Raw genomic sequence first — 16,036 nt, forward strand, 5'->3', positions numbered from 1 at the left:
TCAGGCCAATTTAGGAAAGTCAGCTACGGTGTCATGCGGTTGGCTTTCAGCATGACGTGGCGTGATCTTTTTTAAATCGCGGATAAAGTGAGCCTGCCAGTTGTCGATATCGTTTTTAACGATAATGTCCAGCATCTCAGCGTGGCGGGAAATACGCTCAGCAAGCGGCATGGTTAGCGCGCGGTTTAATGCACCCGCAACATCATCTCTGTCATAGGGATTAACGATCAACGCCGAGGTCAGTTCATGTGCTGCCCCGGCAAATTGTGAGAGCACCAGCACGCCGGGATTGGCGGGATCTTGCGCTGCCACAAACTCCTTAGCGACCAGATTCATGCCATCGCGCAGTGGCGTCACTAACCCAACATCCGAGTAGCGGAAAATTTTCATCAGCAATTTACGATCAAAATACTGATTCAGATAATAAAGCGGCGTCCAGCCCAGCTGCCCATACTTGCCATTGATGCGCCCGGCTTCAGTCTCCAACTGGTGGCGAATATCCTGATAGGCCTGCACTTCTTCACGCGACGTCGGCGCGATTTGGGTATAGCGAATTTTACCGTGGTGCTGAGGGTAATGCTCCAAAAGGGCCTCGTAGGCCTGAAAACGCTCCGGCAAGCCTTTGGAGTAGTCCAGTCGCTCAACCGAAAAAATATTCTGCACATTTTTTAGCTCGGCCTTGAGCTGCGCCATTTTCGGCGGCAGTGGCCCCGCCGCCTGGCGGGCAATTTCATCGGGTTCAATGCCGATAGGATAAACCTGGGTACGGAACGCCTTTTTCCATGCCTGATGATGATTGTCGCCCCGCGAGGTGACTCGGGTTTGTGCACTCAGCGCATCAAGAAACGCCTGACGGTCGTTTTCGGTCTGGAACCCCAGTAAGTCAAAATCGCACAGTTGCTCAAGCAGCACATCATGCGGGGGCAATGCGTTGAATATCTCCGGCGTCGGGAACGGAATATGCAGGAAAAAACCGATACGATTGTTCACGCCGCGTTTCCGCAGCTCGCTGGCAAACGGTAATAAATGGTAATCATGAACCCAGATGATGTCGTCATCATTCAGTAAGGGCCGCAGTTTCTCAGCCAATAATGTATTGACCCGCTGATAGCCTTCCCAAGCCGGGCGCTGAAATTGCACCAGATCCAGGCGATAGTGGAAAGCAGGCCATAAAACGGCATTCGAAAACTGGCAGTAATACTCTTCGTAATCCTGCTCACTCAGATTAAACGATGCCCAGGTGATATTGCCGCGGGTGACTTTTTTTAGTGGTTGGTCTTCATTACCCGTCTCACCGCTCCAGCCAAACCACAGCCCCCCCGCCGTTTTCAATGCCCCCAGCACACCGACCGCCAGGCCGCCAGCACTGCCTTTGTCATCCGGTGAGGCAATTCGATTAGAGACTACGACTAAACGACTCATGGCCATCTCTCCTGTCATTCGTTGCTTTTTGGTCTTGCTGCGGACAGTTGATCTGCTCCAGCCAGCGCCAGACATCTGTTACGCCCGCCAGACGCCACATCGCCTGGGTCGCGCCGCTCCCCACCTTCACGGAAATGCCGTCAGCGCGGTTTACCACAGCGAAACCCGCCTCATCGGTTAAATCATCACCAACAAAAACAGGGGTGCGCCCGGCAAAAGGGGCTTCCTGCATAAATGCAGCAATCGCTTCCCCTTTGTTAGTCCCCTTTGGTTTTATCTCAACCACACATTTTCCGGGCTGCAGGGCGAGCTGGGGCCATCGGCGCGTGATGCGTTCAGCCAGCGCCAGCAGCGCCGCCTCATGCTGTGGGGCCTGTCGATAATGCAAAGCAAACGCCATGCCTTTTGTTTCTAACGTCGTACCGGGCATATTCGCCAGTGCAGCATGCAATAGCACGCTAATGTCGTGTTCGACGTCCTGAGGAAGACGGACAATGTGGGTGTGACCCTTGATGTCGCGGCGCTCAGCCCCGTGCACGCCGGCAAGCGGAAAACGAATGGGATGAGTGAGTGCGTCAAGCTCAGTCATTGAGCGCCCTGAAATCAATGCCAGTGCTCCCGCATTGTGCGTCGCCAGGCGATGTAGTAATTGCAGGATCGTCTGCGGGACGGTGACCTGATCGGGATGCGGTTTTATCTCAGCTAATGTTCCGTCGAGATCAAAAAAATAAGCACAGTTTGCGGATAGTTCAGGGGGTACGGTTCGCGATACTGTCACCCGGTGCTCCTCCTTATCTTTATGCAGCTTGAGGTATGACGGGTATAAGTATAGACAGTGTGACCAGGCTCGCCATTTGCAAAAACAATCGCCAACCGGTATAGCGGCTGGCGATTGGGAGGAGCTAAACTGAAAAGTTGGCCGTTAAATCATCAAATAGTACGCTTCGCTTTTTGCTTGTAGCGGTCGAAGATCACCGCCGCCAGCAGGATTAGGCCACGGACAACGTACTGGGCGAACGGCGAAATGTTCAGCAGGTTCATCGCGTTTTCAACCGTCCCGAGGATCAGCACCCCGGCTACCACATATGAGATTTTTCCGATGCCACCTTTCAGCGAAACGCCCCCCAGCACGCACGCTGAAATCACAATCAGTTCATAGCCAATAGACGTCATTGGCTGACCGCTGGTCATACGCGACGCCAGGATAATCCCCGCAACGGCCGATACCAGGCCGGAAAGAATGAAGATAATAATCTTCGTACGGACTACCGGAACACCTGCCAGACGCGCCGCTTCTTCATTACCGCCAATAGCCAGCGTGTTACGCCCAAAGGTGGTTTTATTCAGCAGTAAGCCAAAAATAATGAAGCAGCCAACGGTTAACCAAATAGGCGCAGGCAGACCCAGCCAGTTCGCATAGCCGAGGGCGAAGAAGCGCTCATCTTCGATTCCAACCGCTTTACCGTCAGAGATAATGTAGGCCAGACCGCGCACAATCTGCATGGTCGCTAGCGTGGTAATCAGTGCGTTTATTTTTAAACGGGCAATCACGAAGCCGTTCACCAGGCCGCAAAGAACCCCCAGCAGCAACCCGGCGGCGACGCCTATCCACAGACTTTCGGTCATGTTGATGACCACCGCGGTGGTAACCCCGGCACAGGCAATTACAGACGCAACGGAGAGGTCAAAGTCGCCGGAGGCCAGGCAAAACAGCATCCCACACGCGACCATTCCCGACATGGAAACCGCCAGGCCCAGCCCCTTCATATTAATAAAGGAGGCAAAGTTCGGCACAAAGAGGGCGCACACCAGAAACAGCACGGCGAACACCACCAGCATCCCGTACTGATCCCAAATTCTGCCAAGATTAAGCGCTGATTTGGTTGCGCCATAACCCGATGTAGAAACGGAAGACATCATACTCTCCTTATTCAGGCTACAGCCTGGCTGACTTTAGGCATAGCAAGGCTCAACGCCTGACGCTCATCCGCCTGTTCGTGGAGCAACACACCGGCAATTTCACCTTCTCTCATCACCACAATACGGTCGGCGACGCCAAGAACTTCCGGCAAGTCACTGGAGGCAAACAGCACGGCAACACCGCGCGCCGCCAGGGCATAAATAACGTTATAAATTTCATGCTTCGCGCCCACATCGATGCCGCGCGTCGGTTCATCGAGCAAAATCACCTTCATATCTTCCGATAACCAGCGGCCGAGAATCGCCTTCTGCTGGTTACCGCCAGAGAGGTTCATGATCAGCTGCTCTGCTCCCGGCGTTTTAATATTGAGTGAGCGGATATGGTGGTCAGCGTTAGTCTCTTCCCAACCGTTGTTAATCAGGCATCCGCCCAGAACATGTTTACGCCGGGCGCTAATATTGATGTTGTTACGAACCGAATGGACCGGAATAATTCCTTCGGCTTTGCGGTCTTCCGGGCACAGCATCATGCCGGCCTCAATCGCGTGGCTGGGTTTACGGATATCAATCGGCTTTTCATCAATAAACACCTGACCTTCGGTGATTCGTGTTCCGCCAAACAGCCCTTTCATCAGTTCGCTACGCCCGGCTCCGACCAGACCAAACAGCCCAACGATTTCACCACTGCGCACCGATAAACTGATCGGCGTACGCACGCCTGGCGCTTTAACCTCATGCAAGCGCAGGCGTTCTGTGCCATACGGTCGAGATTTCCAGCCGTAGATATCGCCGAGGTCACGCCCCACCATGGCCTGCACCAGCGCCTCGTGATCGACCTGCTGCATATCGGTAAATGTCTTAACGTACTGCCCATCTTTAAACACGGTAATCGCATCGCTGAGGGCGAAGATCTCTTCCATACGGTGCGAGACATACAGAATGATGCGCCCTTCGTTGCGCAGTTCGCGAATAACGCGGAACAGATTCTCTATCTCCCTGGCGGAAAGCGAGCTGGTCGGCTCGTCAAATGCGATGATTTTGGCGTTACGCGCCAGCGCTTTGGCAATTTCCACCATTTGCCACTGGCCAATGGAGAGATATTTCAACGGCGTGGCCGGATCGATATCCATCCCCAAATGTTTTAGCTGTAAACCGGCTTCGTAGTTCAGCAGCGAGCGGTTCACAATCCCACCCTTGTGGGGCAGTTGGCCTAAGTAAATATTCTCGGCGACGGTCATTTCCGGCACCAGATGCAGTTCCTGGTAAATAATGGCGACACCGGCGTTCAGCGCGGTGGTGGTGTCCGCAAACGAAACCTCCTCGCCGCGGATCACCAAAGAACCCGTCGTTGGCGCATAGTTACCGCTGAGAATTTTTAATAATGTTGATTTCCCGGCGCCATTTTCACCCATCAGTGCATGCACCTGACCGGCATAGCAGTCAAAGCTAATATCCGTTAGCGCCTTAACGCCAGGGAAGGTTTTGCCAATGCCGCGAAATGAGAGATACGGGGTAGACTGTTGCATAACGTCTCCGTGAATCTAATCTGTTGCCGGATAGCGGCGTTGCCTTATCCGGCCTACTGAGGGCGTAATGTGTTGGCCGGATAAGAGACATTTTGTCTTATCCGGCATGACGTATTACTTGCCGCCTAACCCTTTTTTCGCCAGCTCTTCTTTGAAGTTATCGCGGGTGATCAGCACCACATCTGTCACTTCAGTAAATGCCGGCGGCTCAGCCCCTTTGGTCACCCAGTTGTAAAGCATTTCACTGGATTTATAGCCGTGTACGTCCGGGCTTGGCAGCAGTGAGCCGTAGAAGCCGGTCGCTTCACCTTTAGACAGTTCGCTAATCGCATCGACGCCGTTGATGCCGATACCAATCACGTTTGGTGCTTTAAAGCCCTGCCCTTCGGTCGCACGCACGCCACCCAGCACGGTGTTGTCATTCATGCCGACAATCAACCAGTGTTTAACTTCAGGATGCTGAACCAGCATGGAGTTCGCGGCGTCGAATGCGCCGGGGATATCGTTAGATTTGGTCGGAACCTGATAGATCTGTTTTTCCGGGAAGCCAGCCGCTTTGAGCGCGTCCATTGAACCGGACGTACGACGACGCGCGGTATCAAGTTCGTTGGCGGTTATCGCCATCACGGCAGAAGATTTCACATCCCAGCCGCGTTTTTGCATTTCTTTGTACAATTCCTCGCCCTGACGCTCACCAATTTTAGTGGCCGCCATCATCACCAGCGGCACGGTGTCCATCGGCTTACCTTTGGCGTTGGCAAACTGGTCATCGACAGCGATCACTTTCATGTCATAGCCACGCGCCTTTGCCATAATCGCAGGCCCGAGCTTGGGATCCGGCGTACAAATAACAAAGCCTTTTGCGCCACTTGCCGCAAGGCTGTCGATGGCATTCAGGGTTTTCTCACCATCCGGGACGGCAATCTTAATCACTTCAAAACCAAGGTCTTTACCGGCTTTATCCGCAAATTTCCATTCAGTCTGGAACCAGGGTTCTTCCGGCTGCTTGACCAGGAAACCGAGCTTCATGGATTCAGCGATAGCGGATTGTGACATAACGGCAGCCAAACCGATGGCCGCCAGCGCTTTAGTGAATTTGTGCATGGTTAACTCCAGCTTTAACGTTCTTTTATGTAGGGTAAAATCAGACGATTTTTTGTAATTCGGACGTAAAACAAGGCATTACCTTTTATTGATAAGATCAATGCCAGTGCTGAGAGTAGTTGTAGCGGGAAATTGATTCTCCATAAGAGAGCGGCATCACACCACAGAATTACAGTAATTGCGTACATAAATTCAGTGGGAAATGACATAAAAAAACGCGGTTTTTTTGGTGGGAAAAATGAGGTGTAGCAGATTAATCCATAACGTCAGTCAGTGAATCCTTGTTCCCGAATGCACACATTCGGGAACGCAATGATTACCAGGGGTAATAAATATGTTCGGCATGGTCGCGAACAGGGGCATCATCTTCCAGCAGACGAGCAGAAACGGCAAAAGCAAAATCAAAAATATGACCTAAGCCTTTGCCGCTGATCAGATTGCCATCTTCGACTACCGGCGCGTCGATGTATTCACCCTCCGTGACGTTTTGCCACAAATCCCCTGAGCACACGTAGCGACGGCCCTTCAGCAGGCCGTTGCCTCCCAGAACCCGGGCGGCGGCCGAGCACACCGGACAAATCAGTTTTCCGGCGGCATCATGACGCGCAATAAACTGGACAACCGCATCGCTGGCGGCAAGATTCACGCTGCCCTGCGGCCCACCGGGTAACACGACGGCGTCATACATCGTCTCCAGGCGGGCAGCCAGGGTGCTGTCAGTGACCATCGGAATATCGTGATAGCTCACTACCGCACGGGACTCGGCGCAGGCCAGCGTCTCAACATCAATATGCAGACGGCGAAGAATATCGATGGTGACAATGGCTTCAGCCTCTTCAAAACCGGGTGCCAGCAGCACCGCGACCTTTTTCATACTTAACTCCTCGATTTATCCACATCAATCAAACCATAAATATCGAATTATTAATGTCATTTGATTAATGAAATTCAGTAAAATTGATCAGGCGCAAAAAAAACGTCAAATATTGAGAACTCGCACCGAGGATACCTTGTCGGAAAATTTAATTTTGTGATATGAAACGCCATTTCATTATCTTTATTTAACTTTAACAACTTTAAAATCAGTTCGTTACATTCACTCCCGCTATACATCAAAATATTAAGAGCAAGAATATTCTTATAACAATATGTAAAAAAACATAAATACGAAGATTTAAGGATTTTCTTATGCGTGAGCAGGCGCTATGCTTATTTTCGATCGGCATAGAATTGCCTCAGTGATCATATAAAGGACCGGCAGAACGGATTTATTCTGCTAACAGTATTACGTGTACGTAGATGTAAAGTGCAACGGCAGCCCGTTGTACTGACGTGAGTAACGTACATTTTCCTTTCTGGAAATAAGGATATTGATATGGCTGCAGTTGGAATTGTTCACAAACTCAACACCCAAATGAATCTTGAGTTTTATGCATCAAACCTCTACCTTCACCTTAGTGAATGGTGCTACGAGCACAGTCTGACTGGCACAGCAACGTTTCTGCGTACGCAGGCACAGAGCAACGTCACGCAAATGATGCGCGTGTTTAATTTTATGAAAAGCGCGGGTGCCAACCCCATTGTCAAAGCCATCGACGTGCCAGGCGATGAGTTGACATCTCTTGAAGACTTATTTCAAAAAACGCTGGATGAATATCAACAGCGAGCCAACACACTGTCACGCTTAACAAATGAAGCAGAAGCATTGAACGATGTGCCAACCGTTGATTTTCTTCACGATCTGGAAAAAGAGCAGCAGCAGGATGGTGTGCTGTTGCAAACGATTCTTGATGAGGTTCGTAGCGCCAAACGCGCCGGACTGTGTATGGCGCAAACGGATAAGCATCTGCTAAACGTCGTTAACCACCAGCATCACTGATACTCGGCACTACCCTGTCAGCGCCTCTGTATCCAAGAGGCGCAAAAAAACCTTTCTAAAACCTGAAACAACGGTTTATTTTAGTGAGACTCACTTTGCGGCGTGAACTTCAGTTCGATCAACGCAACGGCTTTTTGAATAGCGCGCATCGTAACCGGATCGCCACCTGCGGGATGACTGGAAAAATCGATGCTTTTCAGCTGGCTGGACATTTTTTCCCGTACTTCGACCGGGGCAATGACATCAATAACATCCAGAATTTGCTTAATAACCAGCTGGCAGGCAACAACGTCCGAGAGCAGTTCCTGATCGGCATTCAGTGTTTGGGACATAATGAGCTCCTTATAGAAAGGTTGTCATAGTACCCATTCAGGGTGCGAAACGATAGCAGTGCGGAGAGTACAGCTGCACTGAAAATAAAAAGATCCCGTGAATTTCATTTGAGATGGCAAGCACAACATGAGTAACGATGTAGCGGTTGAGAATAAACGTGGCCTCTCCCCGGCGGCCTTGCTCGTTGCCGGGGCTTTTTTTATGGAGTTTATCGATGGCACGGTCATCGCCACCGCCCTACCCGATATGGCAAAAAGCTTTGGCGTTGAGGCGGTCGATCTCAACATTGGCATCAGCGCTTATCTGATCACCCTGGCGGTTCTGATCCCTGCCAGCGGCTGGATTGCCGATCGCTTCGGCGCGCGTAAGGTATTTAGTCTGGCGCTGACCATCTTTACCCTCGCCTCAGTGCTGTGCGGGTTATCTACCAGCCTCGAAAGCTTTGTAGCGATGCGTATCCTACAGGGAGTGGGCGGTGCACTGATGGTGCCGGTTGGTCGCCTCGCGGTGCTGCGCACCACGCCAAAGCACCAGTTAATCACTGCCATTGCCACCCTGACCTGGCCGGCATTAGTCGCCCCTATCATCGGTCCCCCTCTCGGCGGGTTTATCACCAGCTATGCCAACTGGCGCTGGATCTTCTTTATTAATGTCCCGTTGGGATTACTGGCGATAGCCCTGGCGTTACGCTTCATCCCCGATATCCATGATGATGAACGCCGCCCCTTCGACATCCCCGGCTTTATTGCCACCTCGGTTGCCATGGTTAGTCTGGTGTATGCCATGGAGTTATTGGGCGCACAACAGCCTCAAGGCTGGCTAACTGCTGGCCTACTTACGCTTGGGGTCGTCACCTTTTTGTTCGCTTTGCGCCATTTTCGCCATGCTGCCTGGCCGATGATTCGTCTCGATGCCCTGCAGGTCCCGACGTTTCGCGTCACGATGTACGGCGGGTCGCTGTTTCGTGCGTCTATCAGTGCGGTACCCTTTTTGCTGCCGTTGATGTTTCAGGTCGGCTTTGGCATGAACGCCTTTCATGCCGGCTCATTAGTGCTGGCGGTGTTTGTCGGCAATCTGACGATCAAACCTGCGACCACGCCGTTGATTCGCTGGCTGGGCTTTAAAAAGCTGCTGTTGATTAACGGTGCGCTGAACGTACTGGCGCTGCTGGCCTGCGCGTTGATTACCCCGCAAACGCCAGTGTGGGTGATTTTACTGGTGCTGTATCTGGGCGGCGTGTTCCGCTCGATCCAGTTTACCGGTGTCAGCACGCTGGCCTTCGCTGATGTTCCCGCCTCGCAGATGAGCTACGCCAATACGCTGTTCAGCACGGCCACGCAATTAGCGGTAGGGTTAGGGATTTCGCTGGCGGCAATTGGCATCAGAATGGGTGATGAAGTCAGCAAGTGGCTGGCGCTGAGCCATGTGCCCGGCATTAACTTCCGTCTGGCCTTTGTGGTAATTGCTATTATTTGCCTGATCGGCATGGTGGATACGTTGCGACTCACTCGCGACGCAGGCTGTGCGGTGTCAAACAAGAACCGATAAGCCCGGACAGCGTGCGCCGCCGGGCCAACAACATTTAGCCAATGATTTCACGGACAAACGCTTCAATCGCTTTGTCCTGGCAGTTTTCAAAGAAGCACTGCTGGAAACGCGGGCCGGATACAGCCGTTTTCACCAATTCAGGATCGATAGCGCGCAGAGTATCAAGATAGTTTTCTTTGACGACCGCCGCTTTAACCTGATTCAGAATACCGGCGTTACGCACCTGTGGCTCTTTACGCTCCGGCGGATAACCCTCGCCGTTACGCCCCGTGAAGGCTTTTTCGAACATATAGCGTACGTTCAGCTCTGCGCCCCAGCCGAAACCTTTCGCAAACGCCAGGGAGAGCGCATTACCGTTGTTGATTTGTGCGAACAGGAACGCATCTGCCGGGTCGAGGCAATAGCCGCACACGACGCCCGGATGGATATTCAGCGACATCATGGCGCCCTGACCCGTACCGCAACCGGTGACGACAAAATCGACAGCTTTAGAATTGAGCAGAATGCTGGCCATAATGCCAAGATGAATATAGGTCAGATGATGGTCATTTTCATCGCTCATCCCAACGTTAAACACCGGGAAACCTTTCTCATCAGCAACGGCTTTAAGCTCGTTATGAATGATCGCGTTTTTGCTTGCCTGGCTGTTTTCCATCATCAATGCAATTTTCATTGTGTCTTCTCCTGAATACGTCGCGGGGGTTCCGCCATGAGTCATAACATGCAGGCCACATTACTATTTTGCAAACTCACTTTCAAATTTAATGAAATTTAGTTTTAAAAAGTAATGATGTGCTCACATTTTTCCTTTGAAACAACCGACTTGCCTCATGCCGAAGACGCCGTTGTGATTACTTGCAGGTGATCGTTAAGTTATTCAGGCCATTGTCAGGCCGCAGTGTATGCAAGGATAGCCTATCACCGAACTTTCAGAGCGATATCATGAAGACCCTAATCCTAACCCTATTGCCGCTCGTGCTGACGGGATGCACTATCACTAAACAGGCACAGGTCAGCGAAGCCAGCCCTATCACCGGTGTAGTGCGCTTGACTTACAACCAGGCCATGCTGCAGACGGCTCGTACCGACGATTATGTTGCCCAGGGTACGGCGACAAAGGAATGTCAGCGGATGGGATACGCCAGCGCGGTGGCGTTTGGCCAACCGGTTGCCACCTGCAGCGTTTATGCCGGTTCCTTGTGCATGAATACCACCATCACGCTCGCCTGGCAGTGCCACGGCGTCGCCGTCCCACAATCCCCCTCTTTTAATTACTAATATGCAGACCAGCATATTGCTGCTGGTCTTTTATTACGCCGGGTTTATTTTTACGATCCAATATCGTTAATGCGTTTTATTCCCATTCGCATTTTTAATAATTAAAATTATTATTTTACCTTTTGCAAATAAATAAATAACAAATTATAGTGATGCCACATCAATATATAATTACCGTTCGTGGAGCAGAACCATGCTGAAAACAGAAATGATCGACCAACTGAATGAGCAAATGAATCTTGAATTATATTCATCCCTGCTCTACCAACAGATGAGTGCGTGGTGCAGCTATCACAGCTTTGAAGGCGCCGCCGCGTTCCTGCGTCGCCATGCGCAGGAAGAGATGACGCATATGCAGCGTCTGTTTGACTACCTGACCGACACCGGCAGCTTGCCGTGCATTAATACCGTGCCATCACCGTTTGCTGAATACGCGTCACTGGATGAACTGTTCCGCGTTACCTATGAACACGAACAGCTGATCACCCAGAAAATTAATGAACTGGCGCATGCGGCAATGACCCATCAGGATTATCCGACCTTTAATTTCCTGCAATGGTATGTTGCCGAGCAGCACGAAGAAGAGAAATTATTTAAATCGGTTATTGATAAATTAACGCTGGCAGGCAAAAGCGGTGAAGGTCTTTATTTCATCGACAGAGAACTGGCCACGCTTGATACACAGAATTAATTCTGTTGGCTAACGGTGGCGCTATACTACCGTTAGCCAGGAATATTAATGGCGGCAGATCTTACTTTCGTGCGTAGAGAAGCCGTCGTCTCTGGCAATAAACTTCCCCTTCGCTGCTAAGAACGCCACCAGCTCAGCCGCCGTCATGCCCTCAGCAGAACAGGTATGAAAACGTGCCTGCTCGCCAAAACGTGCTGTAATTGCCGCTTCAAGGCTGGCATTTGAATACTGTTCGCCAGACTCAATCATCATGTTGAGTACTTCGTGGCCGTGAATAGATTCCATACATTCTCCTCAATAAAGCCCATAGCCTAATGTGAACGGCTTTATGCTGCTTTGCGCTAACGCAGAAAAATGTCATCTGGAATACATCTTAACCACTCACCAAGTGTAAATATAATTATACACGTATTGTAACGGTCATTTGACGAAAATAGCGTTATGCCTTACTCTGCGCCGCAGATACAACTGTTGACTATCTCTGGGACAGAGGAAAGCGTGAAGAATAGAACTCTGGGTAGTGTTTTTATCGTGGCGGGAACCACGATTGGCGCCGGTATGCTGGCGATGCCATTGGCTGCGGCGGGCGTGGGATTTAGCGTCACGCTGGTGTTGTTAGTTGGGCTATGGGCACTGATGTGCTACACCGCGCTGTTGCTGCTCGAAGTGTATCAGCATGTCCCGGCAGACACCGGACTCGGCACGCTGGCAAAACGCTATCTCGGTCGCTACGGACAGTGGATCACCGGCTTTAGCATGATGTTTTTGATGTATGCGCTCACAGCGGCGTACATCAGCGGTGCGGGTGAACTTTTGGCCTCGAGCATCAGTGATTGGACCGGCACCAGCATATCCCCAACGATGGGCGTATTACTGTTCACCTTTGTTGCCGGGGGGGTGGTATGTGTAGGCACTTCACTGGTTGATCTGTTCAACCGCCTGCTGTTCAGCGCCAAAATTATTTTTCTGGTCGTTATGCTGGCGTTGCTGATGCCGCACGTCCATAAAGTCAATCTCCTCACGCTACCGCTGCAGCAGGGTCTGGCGCTTTCTGCCATTCCGGTTATCTTCACTTCATTCGGTTTTCACGGCAGCGTTCCCAGCATTGTCAGCTATATGAACGGCAATATCCGTAAATTACGCTGGGTATTTATTACCGGTAGCGCCATCCCGCTGGTCGCCTATATTTTCTGGCAGTTGGCCACACTCGGCAGTATCAACTCATCAACCTTTATGGGGCTGCTCGCCGATCATGCGGGCTTAAACGGTTTATTACAGGCGTTACGTGAAGTGGTGGCCTCACCGCACGTTGAGCTGGCAGTGCATCTGTTTGCCGACCTCGCACTGGCGACCTCCTTCCTGGGTGTGGCGCTGGGCTTATTTGATTATCTGGCTGACCTCTTCCAGCGCCGTAATACTGCAGCCGGAAGACTGCAGACCGGCATAGTGACATTCCTGCCGCCGTTGGCCTTCGCCCTCTTCTACCCGCGCGGGTTTGTCATGGCACTGGGATACGCAGGCGTGGCCCTCGCGGTGCTGGCGCTGCTGATCCCGTCGATGCTGGTCTGGCAGAGCAGAAAACACAATCCTCAGGCGACGTATCGCGTTGCCGGCGGCGCTCCGGCACTGGCACTGGTGTTTATTTGCGGGATTGTGGTGATAGCGGTGCAGTTTTCAATTGCGGCAGGACTGCTGCCAGAAGTGGGTTAAAAAAAGGGGGCTTAATGCCCCCATTGTCTTAGTGCAGACAGCACTGCTTATATTTTTTACCGCTGCCGCACGGGCACGGATCGTTACGTCCTACCTTGGCATCGACTTTAACCGGTACCTTCGCCGGGGCTTCCTGCGGGTGCGCCATCCAATACGCGTGTAGATCCAGCGCCGCCAGACGGATAGCCTCAACGCTCTCTTCAAACGCCTCTGGGGTCAGTTTTTCCACCACCTCGAAGTTTTCTTCCGTCCCGTGCAGCGCAATCGCCTCAAGCGCGGGTTTTAACGAATCCGGTAATGTGGACCAGTCAGACAACGCCACACCGCGCATATAGCCAAAGCACCACTCTTCCACAATCGTCAGCTCATGGCCTTCAATTTCGCGCAGGCCAAACAACGGTTCAAACTGCTCCGGGAATTCATCCAGACGATCGGCGGTATCCGCCATGTGCTGAAACGCCAGGTTCATAAAACGCGCCATTTCTTTTTCGGATGACCAGCGAGGGACATACTGCGCGCCGCCCCATATCGCGACCAGCCACTGCTCTGGCTCAATTTCAAAAGGTGAACTGAGCACTGCCGTCAGCAAGCCGTCCAGCTCTGAGACATCCAGAATCGCTTTGTCGGTATTGTACTTGGTCAGTACATCATCCAGCCATTCCAGCTCGCTCTCGTTTAACGGTCCCGTTTTCATAACGCTTTTCCTTAGTCAATAATTCCTGCCTGTGAGTATCTTACATGGCTGGCAGAATAACTGATACCAATAGGCATAAACGGCTTACTGTTGCTCAATACGGTTTAGCGTGGCCGTGTATCCGGTTTTCGCCACTGCGTTCAGCAGCGTATCAGTAGAAAAACCGTGGGGCACGATGGCTTCGGCCTGTCGAGTCTTAAGCGAAGATTTGGCTTTGATCACGCCGTCGGTTTCGCGCAGCGCCTGGTTCACCGAAATAACGCACAGCGAGCAGGTCATATTTTGGATATCCAGCACCACTTTTTGATTGGCGGCCTGTACCCATAACGGCAGTAATAACCATCCCAGCAGCATTATTTTTTTCATTCAAACACCTCATAAAACCAGGCCACCAGCGTGGGGTAGAATAACACCGGCAAAATCAGCGCCACGGCGAACCAGTATAGAACGCGCATCTGCGTCAAGGTTAACCGCCCGGTGCACCACAGCCGTTTAGAAAAATAGAGTCGCCAGAAGACCCGTAATAATAACCCTAACGTCAGCACCATCAGGGGGATACGTAAAAATTCAGCCTGGGTGAATACCGCAAAGCCCGCCGCGGAAATACCAAACAGCAGATATAACAGCGGCCCGACGCAGCACAGACCGGCAGTGACAGCCGCCGCAGCGGCCGTCAGCAGGGTTAATCCCGCCCCCTTAGCGTTGTTCTGTTGCGACATAGCGGTAAGAGAACGCTTTAGGGTCATAGAAATTGATCGGATCGCCGTCCACTTCAGCATAAGGGTAACCAAAGTTGTTCATCGCACCCTGCTCGGTTGCCGGATACAGTTCAAAATCGCGTCCGTAGTTGAAACCCACCCAGTTCATTTCCCAGTTACCAAACAGGTAAGCGTTAACGGCCTGGACATCGGCATCCTGATGGGCTTTTTTCTCTGCCAGACGCATTTTGGTCACGTCTGCCGGGTCGCACGGCAACCAGCCGTAGCCGGCCAGGTAGAACTCAGCACGACAGTGCTGTCCACCACTAACATCGGCAACCCCTGCGCTGTCAGCTTTGCCAAACGCGCTTTTCGAATAGCGTTCCAGCTTAACGGCTTTCCCCAGGCGGATGCCAAACAGTTCTCGCGCAGGAATGCCGCTAGCCCGAGCCAGGGCCACAAAAACGGAACTCATGTCGGTACATTTTCCCTTAAGCTTGCCGCTTTTCAGGATCTCTGCGACATCGCCTGTCCCGCAGCCAATCACGTCATTATCACGCTCCATATAGCGACTCACCCACTCATAAATCAGGCGTACTTTTTTCAGTGGATCCTGCTCCGTCCCGGTAATTTTACGCGCGGTTTCCTGAACCAGGCCATCGATGGGCGTATGCGCTGTCGGCAGCAGATACGGTTTGACATCCAGCGGATAAATAATCTGCGCCGGCGCTTGCCAGGTTTTTAGCGCGTCATGTTTCAGCGGTTCCCAGTCGGTCGTTTCAATCTCAATATCGACCTTTATCAGCAACTCACCCTGCGAATCGGGCCAACTGGCAAACAGCGTTTTGGCGCCGTAGGTGTTATTAGTGGTGACGTACGCCTGCTTATAATTGCCGGTAAAGACAAGGTTTGTCATCTGCTGAAACGCGGTGTCTACCGGCAGCGGTATCCACAGCTTCACCACGCCACGCGATCCCTGAGGTGGATTGAGCTGATAGGTTTGTGATAACACAAAACGTCGACGCGCCACCGGCGCTGCTAACGGCTCTGCGGCTTGTACTGTCTGGCTAACTATCGAAGGGCCGACGAATCCGGCGGCAGAAAGGAGTACGCTATTTTTAAGAAACTGGCGACGTTGCATTGCTGTCTGTCCATATTATGAGAGTTGAGCCACGGCGAGCGTAGGCGATCATCACAGCAGACAGACGCTGACGTAAAAAGGTGAGTCGATGG

18 protein-coding genes are annotated in these 16,036 nt (G+C 51.9%); 5 read left to right on the forward strand and 13 right to left on the reverse strand.

Annotated features, from left to right (window positions below):
* The 6 genes from otsA to AC3ITF_RS13240 all read right to left on the reverse strand — a co-directional run bounded on the left by otsA (position 1) and on the right by AC3ITF_RS13240 (position 6,846).
* A complete protein-coding gene (gene otsA / locus AC3ITF_RS13215) occupies positions 1–1,422 on the reverse strand; it encodes an alpha,alpha-trehalose-phosphate synthase (RefSeq protein WP_096757466.1) in 1,422 nt (473 codons plus the stop codon).
* Entirely contained in the window at positions 1,397–2,200 is an 804-nt protein-coding gene (otsB, locus tag AC3ITF_RS13220; RefSeq protein ID WP_117341920.1) for a trehalose-phosphatase, read from the reverse strand. The genes otsA and otsB overlap by 26 nt, the downstream gene beginning before the upstream one ends.
* A 152-nt stretch (positions 2,201–2,352) precedes the next feature.
* Complete coding sequence (araH, locus tag AC3ITF_RS13225) at positions 2,353–3,339, reverse strand: L-arabinose ABC transporter permease AraH (protein WP_489176445.1); 987 nt, start codon at positions 3,337–3,339, stop codon at positions 2,353–2,355.
* Between the two features lie 14 nt (positions 3,340–3,353).
* Positions 3,354–4,868 (reverse strand): L-arabinose ABC transporter ATP-binding protein AraG, encoded by a 1,515-nt coding sequence (araG, locus tag AC3ITF_RS13230; RefSeq protein WP_115258797.1) that lies wholly within the window; start codon positions 4,866–4,868, stop codon positions 3,354–3,356.
* A 114-nt stretch (positions 4,869–4,982) separates the two neighbouring features.
* Positions 4,983–5,972, reverse strand: coding sequence for an arabinose ABC transporter substrate-binding protein (locus AC3ITF_RS13235; protein WP_115258798.1), 990 nt, complete (start codon positions 5,970–5,972; stop codon positions 4,983–4,985).
* 316 nt (positions 5,973–6,288) lie between these two features.
* Positions 6,289–6,846, reverse strand: a complete 558-nt coding sequence (locus AC3ITF_RS13240; protein ID WP_115258799.1) for a DJ-1/PfpI family protein — start codon at positions 6,844–6,846, stop codon at positions 6,289–6,291.
* Between the two features lie 501 nt (positions 6,847–7,347).
* Here AC3ITF_RS13240 and AC3ITF_RS13245 point away from each other — a divergent pair.
* Positions 7,348–7,851 carry a non-heme ferritin-like protein gene (locus AC3ITF_RS13245; RefSeq protein WP_137399682.1) on the forward strand — a complete coding sequence of 168 codons (504 nt, stop codon included), beginning with the start codon at positions 7,348–7,350 and terminating at the stop codon, positions 7,849–7,851.
* Between the two features lie 80 nt (positions 7,852–7,931).
* Here AC3ITF_RS13245 and AC3ITF_RS13250 read toward each other — a convergent pair whose 3' ends face one another.
* On the reverse strand, positions 7,932–8,183 hold the full coding sequence (locus AC3ITF_RS13250; protein ID WP_096757473.1) for a DUF2766 family protein: 252 nt from the start codon (positions 8,181–8,183) through the stop codon (positions 7,932–7,934).
* 127 nt (positions 8,184–8,310) lie between these two features.
* Here AC3ITF_RS13250 and AC3ITF_RS13255 point away from each other — a divergent pair, with 127 nt between their 5' ends.
* Positions 8,311–9,732: an MFS transporter gene (locus AC3ITF_RS13255; protein WP_489175735.1), complete on the forward strand. Its 1,422-nt coding sequence runs from the start codon at positions 8,311–8,313 to the stop codon at positions 9,730–9,732.
* A 34-nt stretch (positions 9,733–9,766) separates the two neighbouring features.
* Here AC3ITF_RS13255 and AC3ITF_RS13260 read toward each other — a convergent pair whose 3' ends face one another.
* A complete protein-coding gene (locus tag AC3ITF_RS13260; RefSeq protein WP_115258802.1) occupies positions 9,767–10,405 on the reverse strand; it encodes an RpiB/LacA/LacB family sugar-phosphate isomerase in 639 nt (212 codons plus the stop codon).
* Between the two features lie 269 nt (positions 10,406–10,674).
* On the opposite strand from AC3ITF_RS13260, the gene AC3ITF_RS13265 reads away from it, so the two are divergent.
* Both AC3ITF_RS13265 and ftnA read left to right on the forward strand, forming a co-directional pair.
* Complete coding sequence (locus AC3ITF_RS13265) at positions 10,675–11,010, forward strand: YecR-like family lipoprotein (RefSeq protein WP_117341916.1); 336 nt, start codon at positions 10,675–10,677, stop codon at positions 11,008–11,010.
* A gap of 193 nt (positions 11,011–11,203) precedes the next feature.
* A complete protein-coding gene (gene ftnA, locus AC3ITF_RS13270; protein ID WP_096757477.1) occupies positions 11,204–11,701 on the forward strand; it encodes a non-heme ferritin in 498 nt (165 codons plus the stop codon).
* Between the two features lie 45 nt (positions 11,702–11,746).
* Here ftnA and AC3ITF_RS13275 read toward each other — a convergent pair whose 3' ends face one another.
* The gene (locus AC3ITF_RS13275; RefSeq protein WP_096757478.1) at positions 11,747–11,986 is read right to left on the reverse strand and encodes a YecH family metal-binding protein; all 240 of its coding nucleotides are present in this window, start codon (positions 11,984–11,986) and stop codon (positions 11,747–11,749) included.
* 213 nt (positions 11,987–12,199) lie between these two features.
* On the opposite strand from AC3ITF_RS13275, the gene tyrP reads away from it, so the two are divergent.
* A complete protein-coding gene (gene tyrP, locus AC3ITF_RS13280; RefSeq protein ID WP_115258804.1) occupies positions 12,200–13,411 on the forward strand; it encodes a tyrosine transporter TyrP in 1,212 nt (403 codons plus the stop codon).
* A gap of 28 nt (positions 13,412–13,439) precedes the next feature.
* Here the strand turns inward: tyrP and AC3ITF_RS13285 are convergent, their stop codons facing one another.
* The 4 genes from AC3ITF_RS13285 to AC3ITF_RS13300 all read right to left on the reverse strand — a co-directional run bounded on the left by AC3ITF_RS13285 (position 13,440) and on the right by AC3ITF_RS13300 (position 15,944).
* A complete protein-coding gene (locus AC3ITF_RS13285) occupies positions 13,440–14,105 on the reverse strand; it encodes a YecA/YgfB family protein (protein WP_096757479.1) in 666 nt (221 codons plus the stop codon).
* A gap of 84 nt (positions 14,106–14,189) precedes the next feature.
* Positions 14,190–14,471, reverse strand: coding sequence for a heavy-metal-associated domain-containing protein (locus tag AC3ITF_RS13290; RefSeq protein WP_174360999.1), 282 nt, complete (start codon positions 14,469–14,471; stop codon positions 14,190–14,192).
* Positions 14,468–14,824, reverse strand: coding sequence for a mercuric transporter MerT family protein (locus AC3ITF_RS13295; RefSeq protein ID WP_137399679.1), 357 nt, complete (start codon positions 14,822–14,824; stop codon positions 14,468–14,470). The genes AC3ITF_RS13290 and AC3ITF_RS13295 overlap by 4 nt, the downstream gene beginning before the upstream one ends.
* Complete coding sequence (locus AC3ITF_RS13300) at positions 14,802–15,944, reverse strand: transglutaminase-like domain-containing protein (RefSeq protein WP_489175736.1); 1,143 nt, start codon at positions 15,942–15,944, stop codon at positions 14,802–14,804. The genes AC3ITF_RS13295 and AC3ITF_RS13300 overlap by 23 nt, the downstream gene beginning before the upstream one ends.
* Positions 15,945–16,036: the final 92 nt, after the last annotated feature.

The sequence above is a fragment of the Citrobacter sp. KH_055_1 genome, from assembly GCF_057838705.1.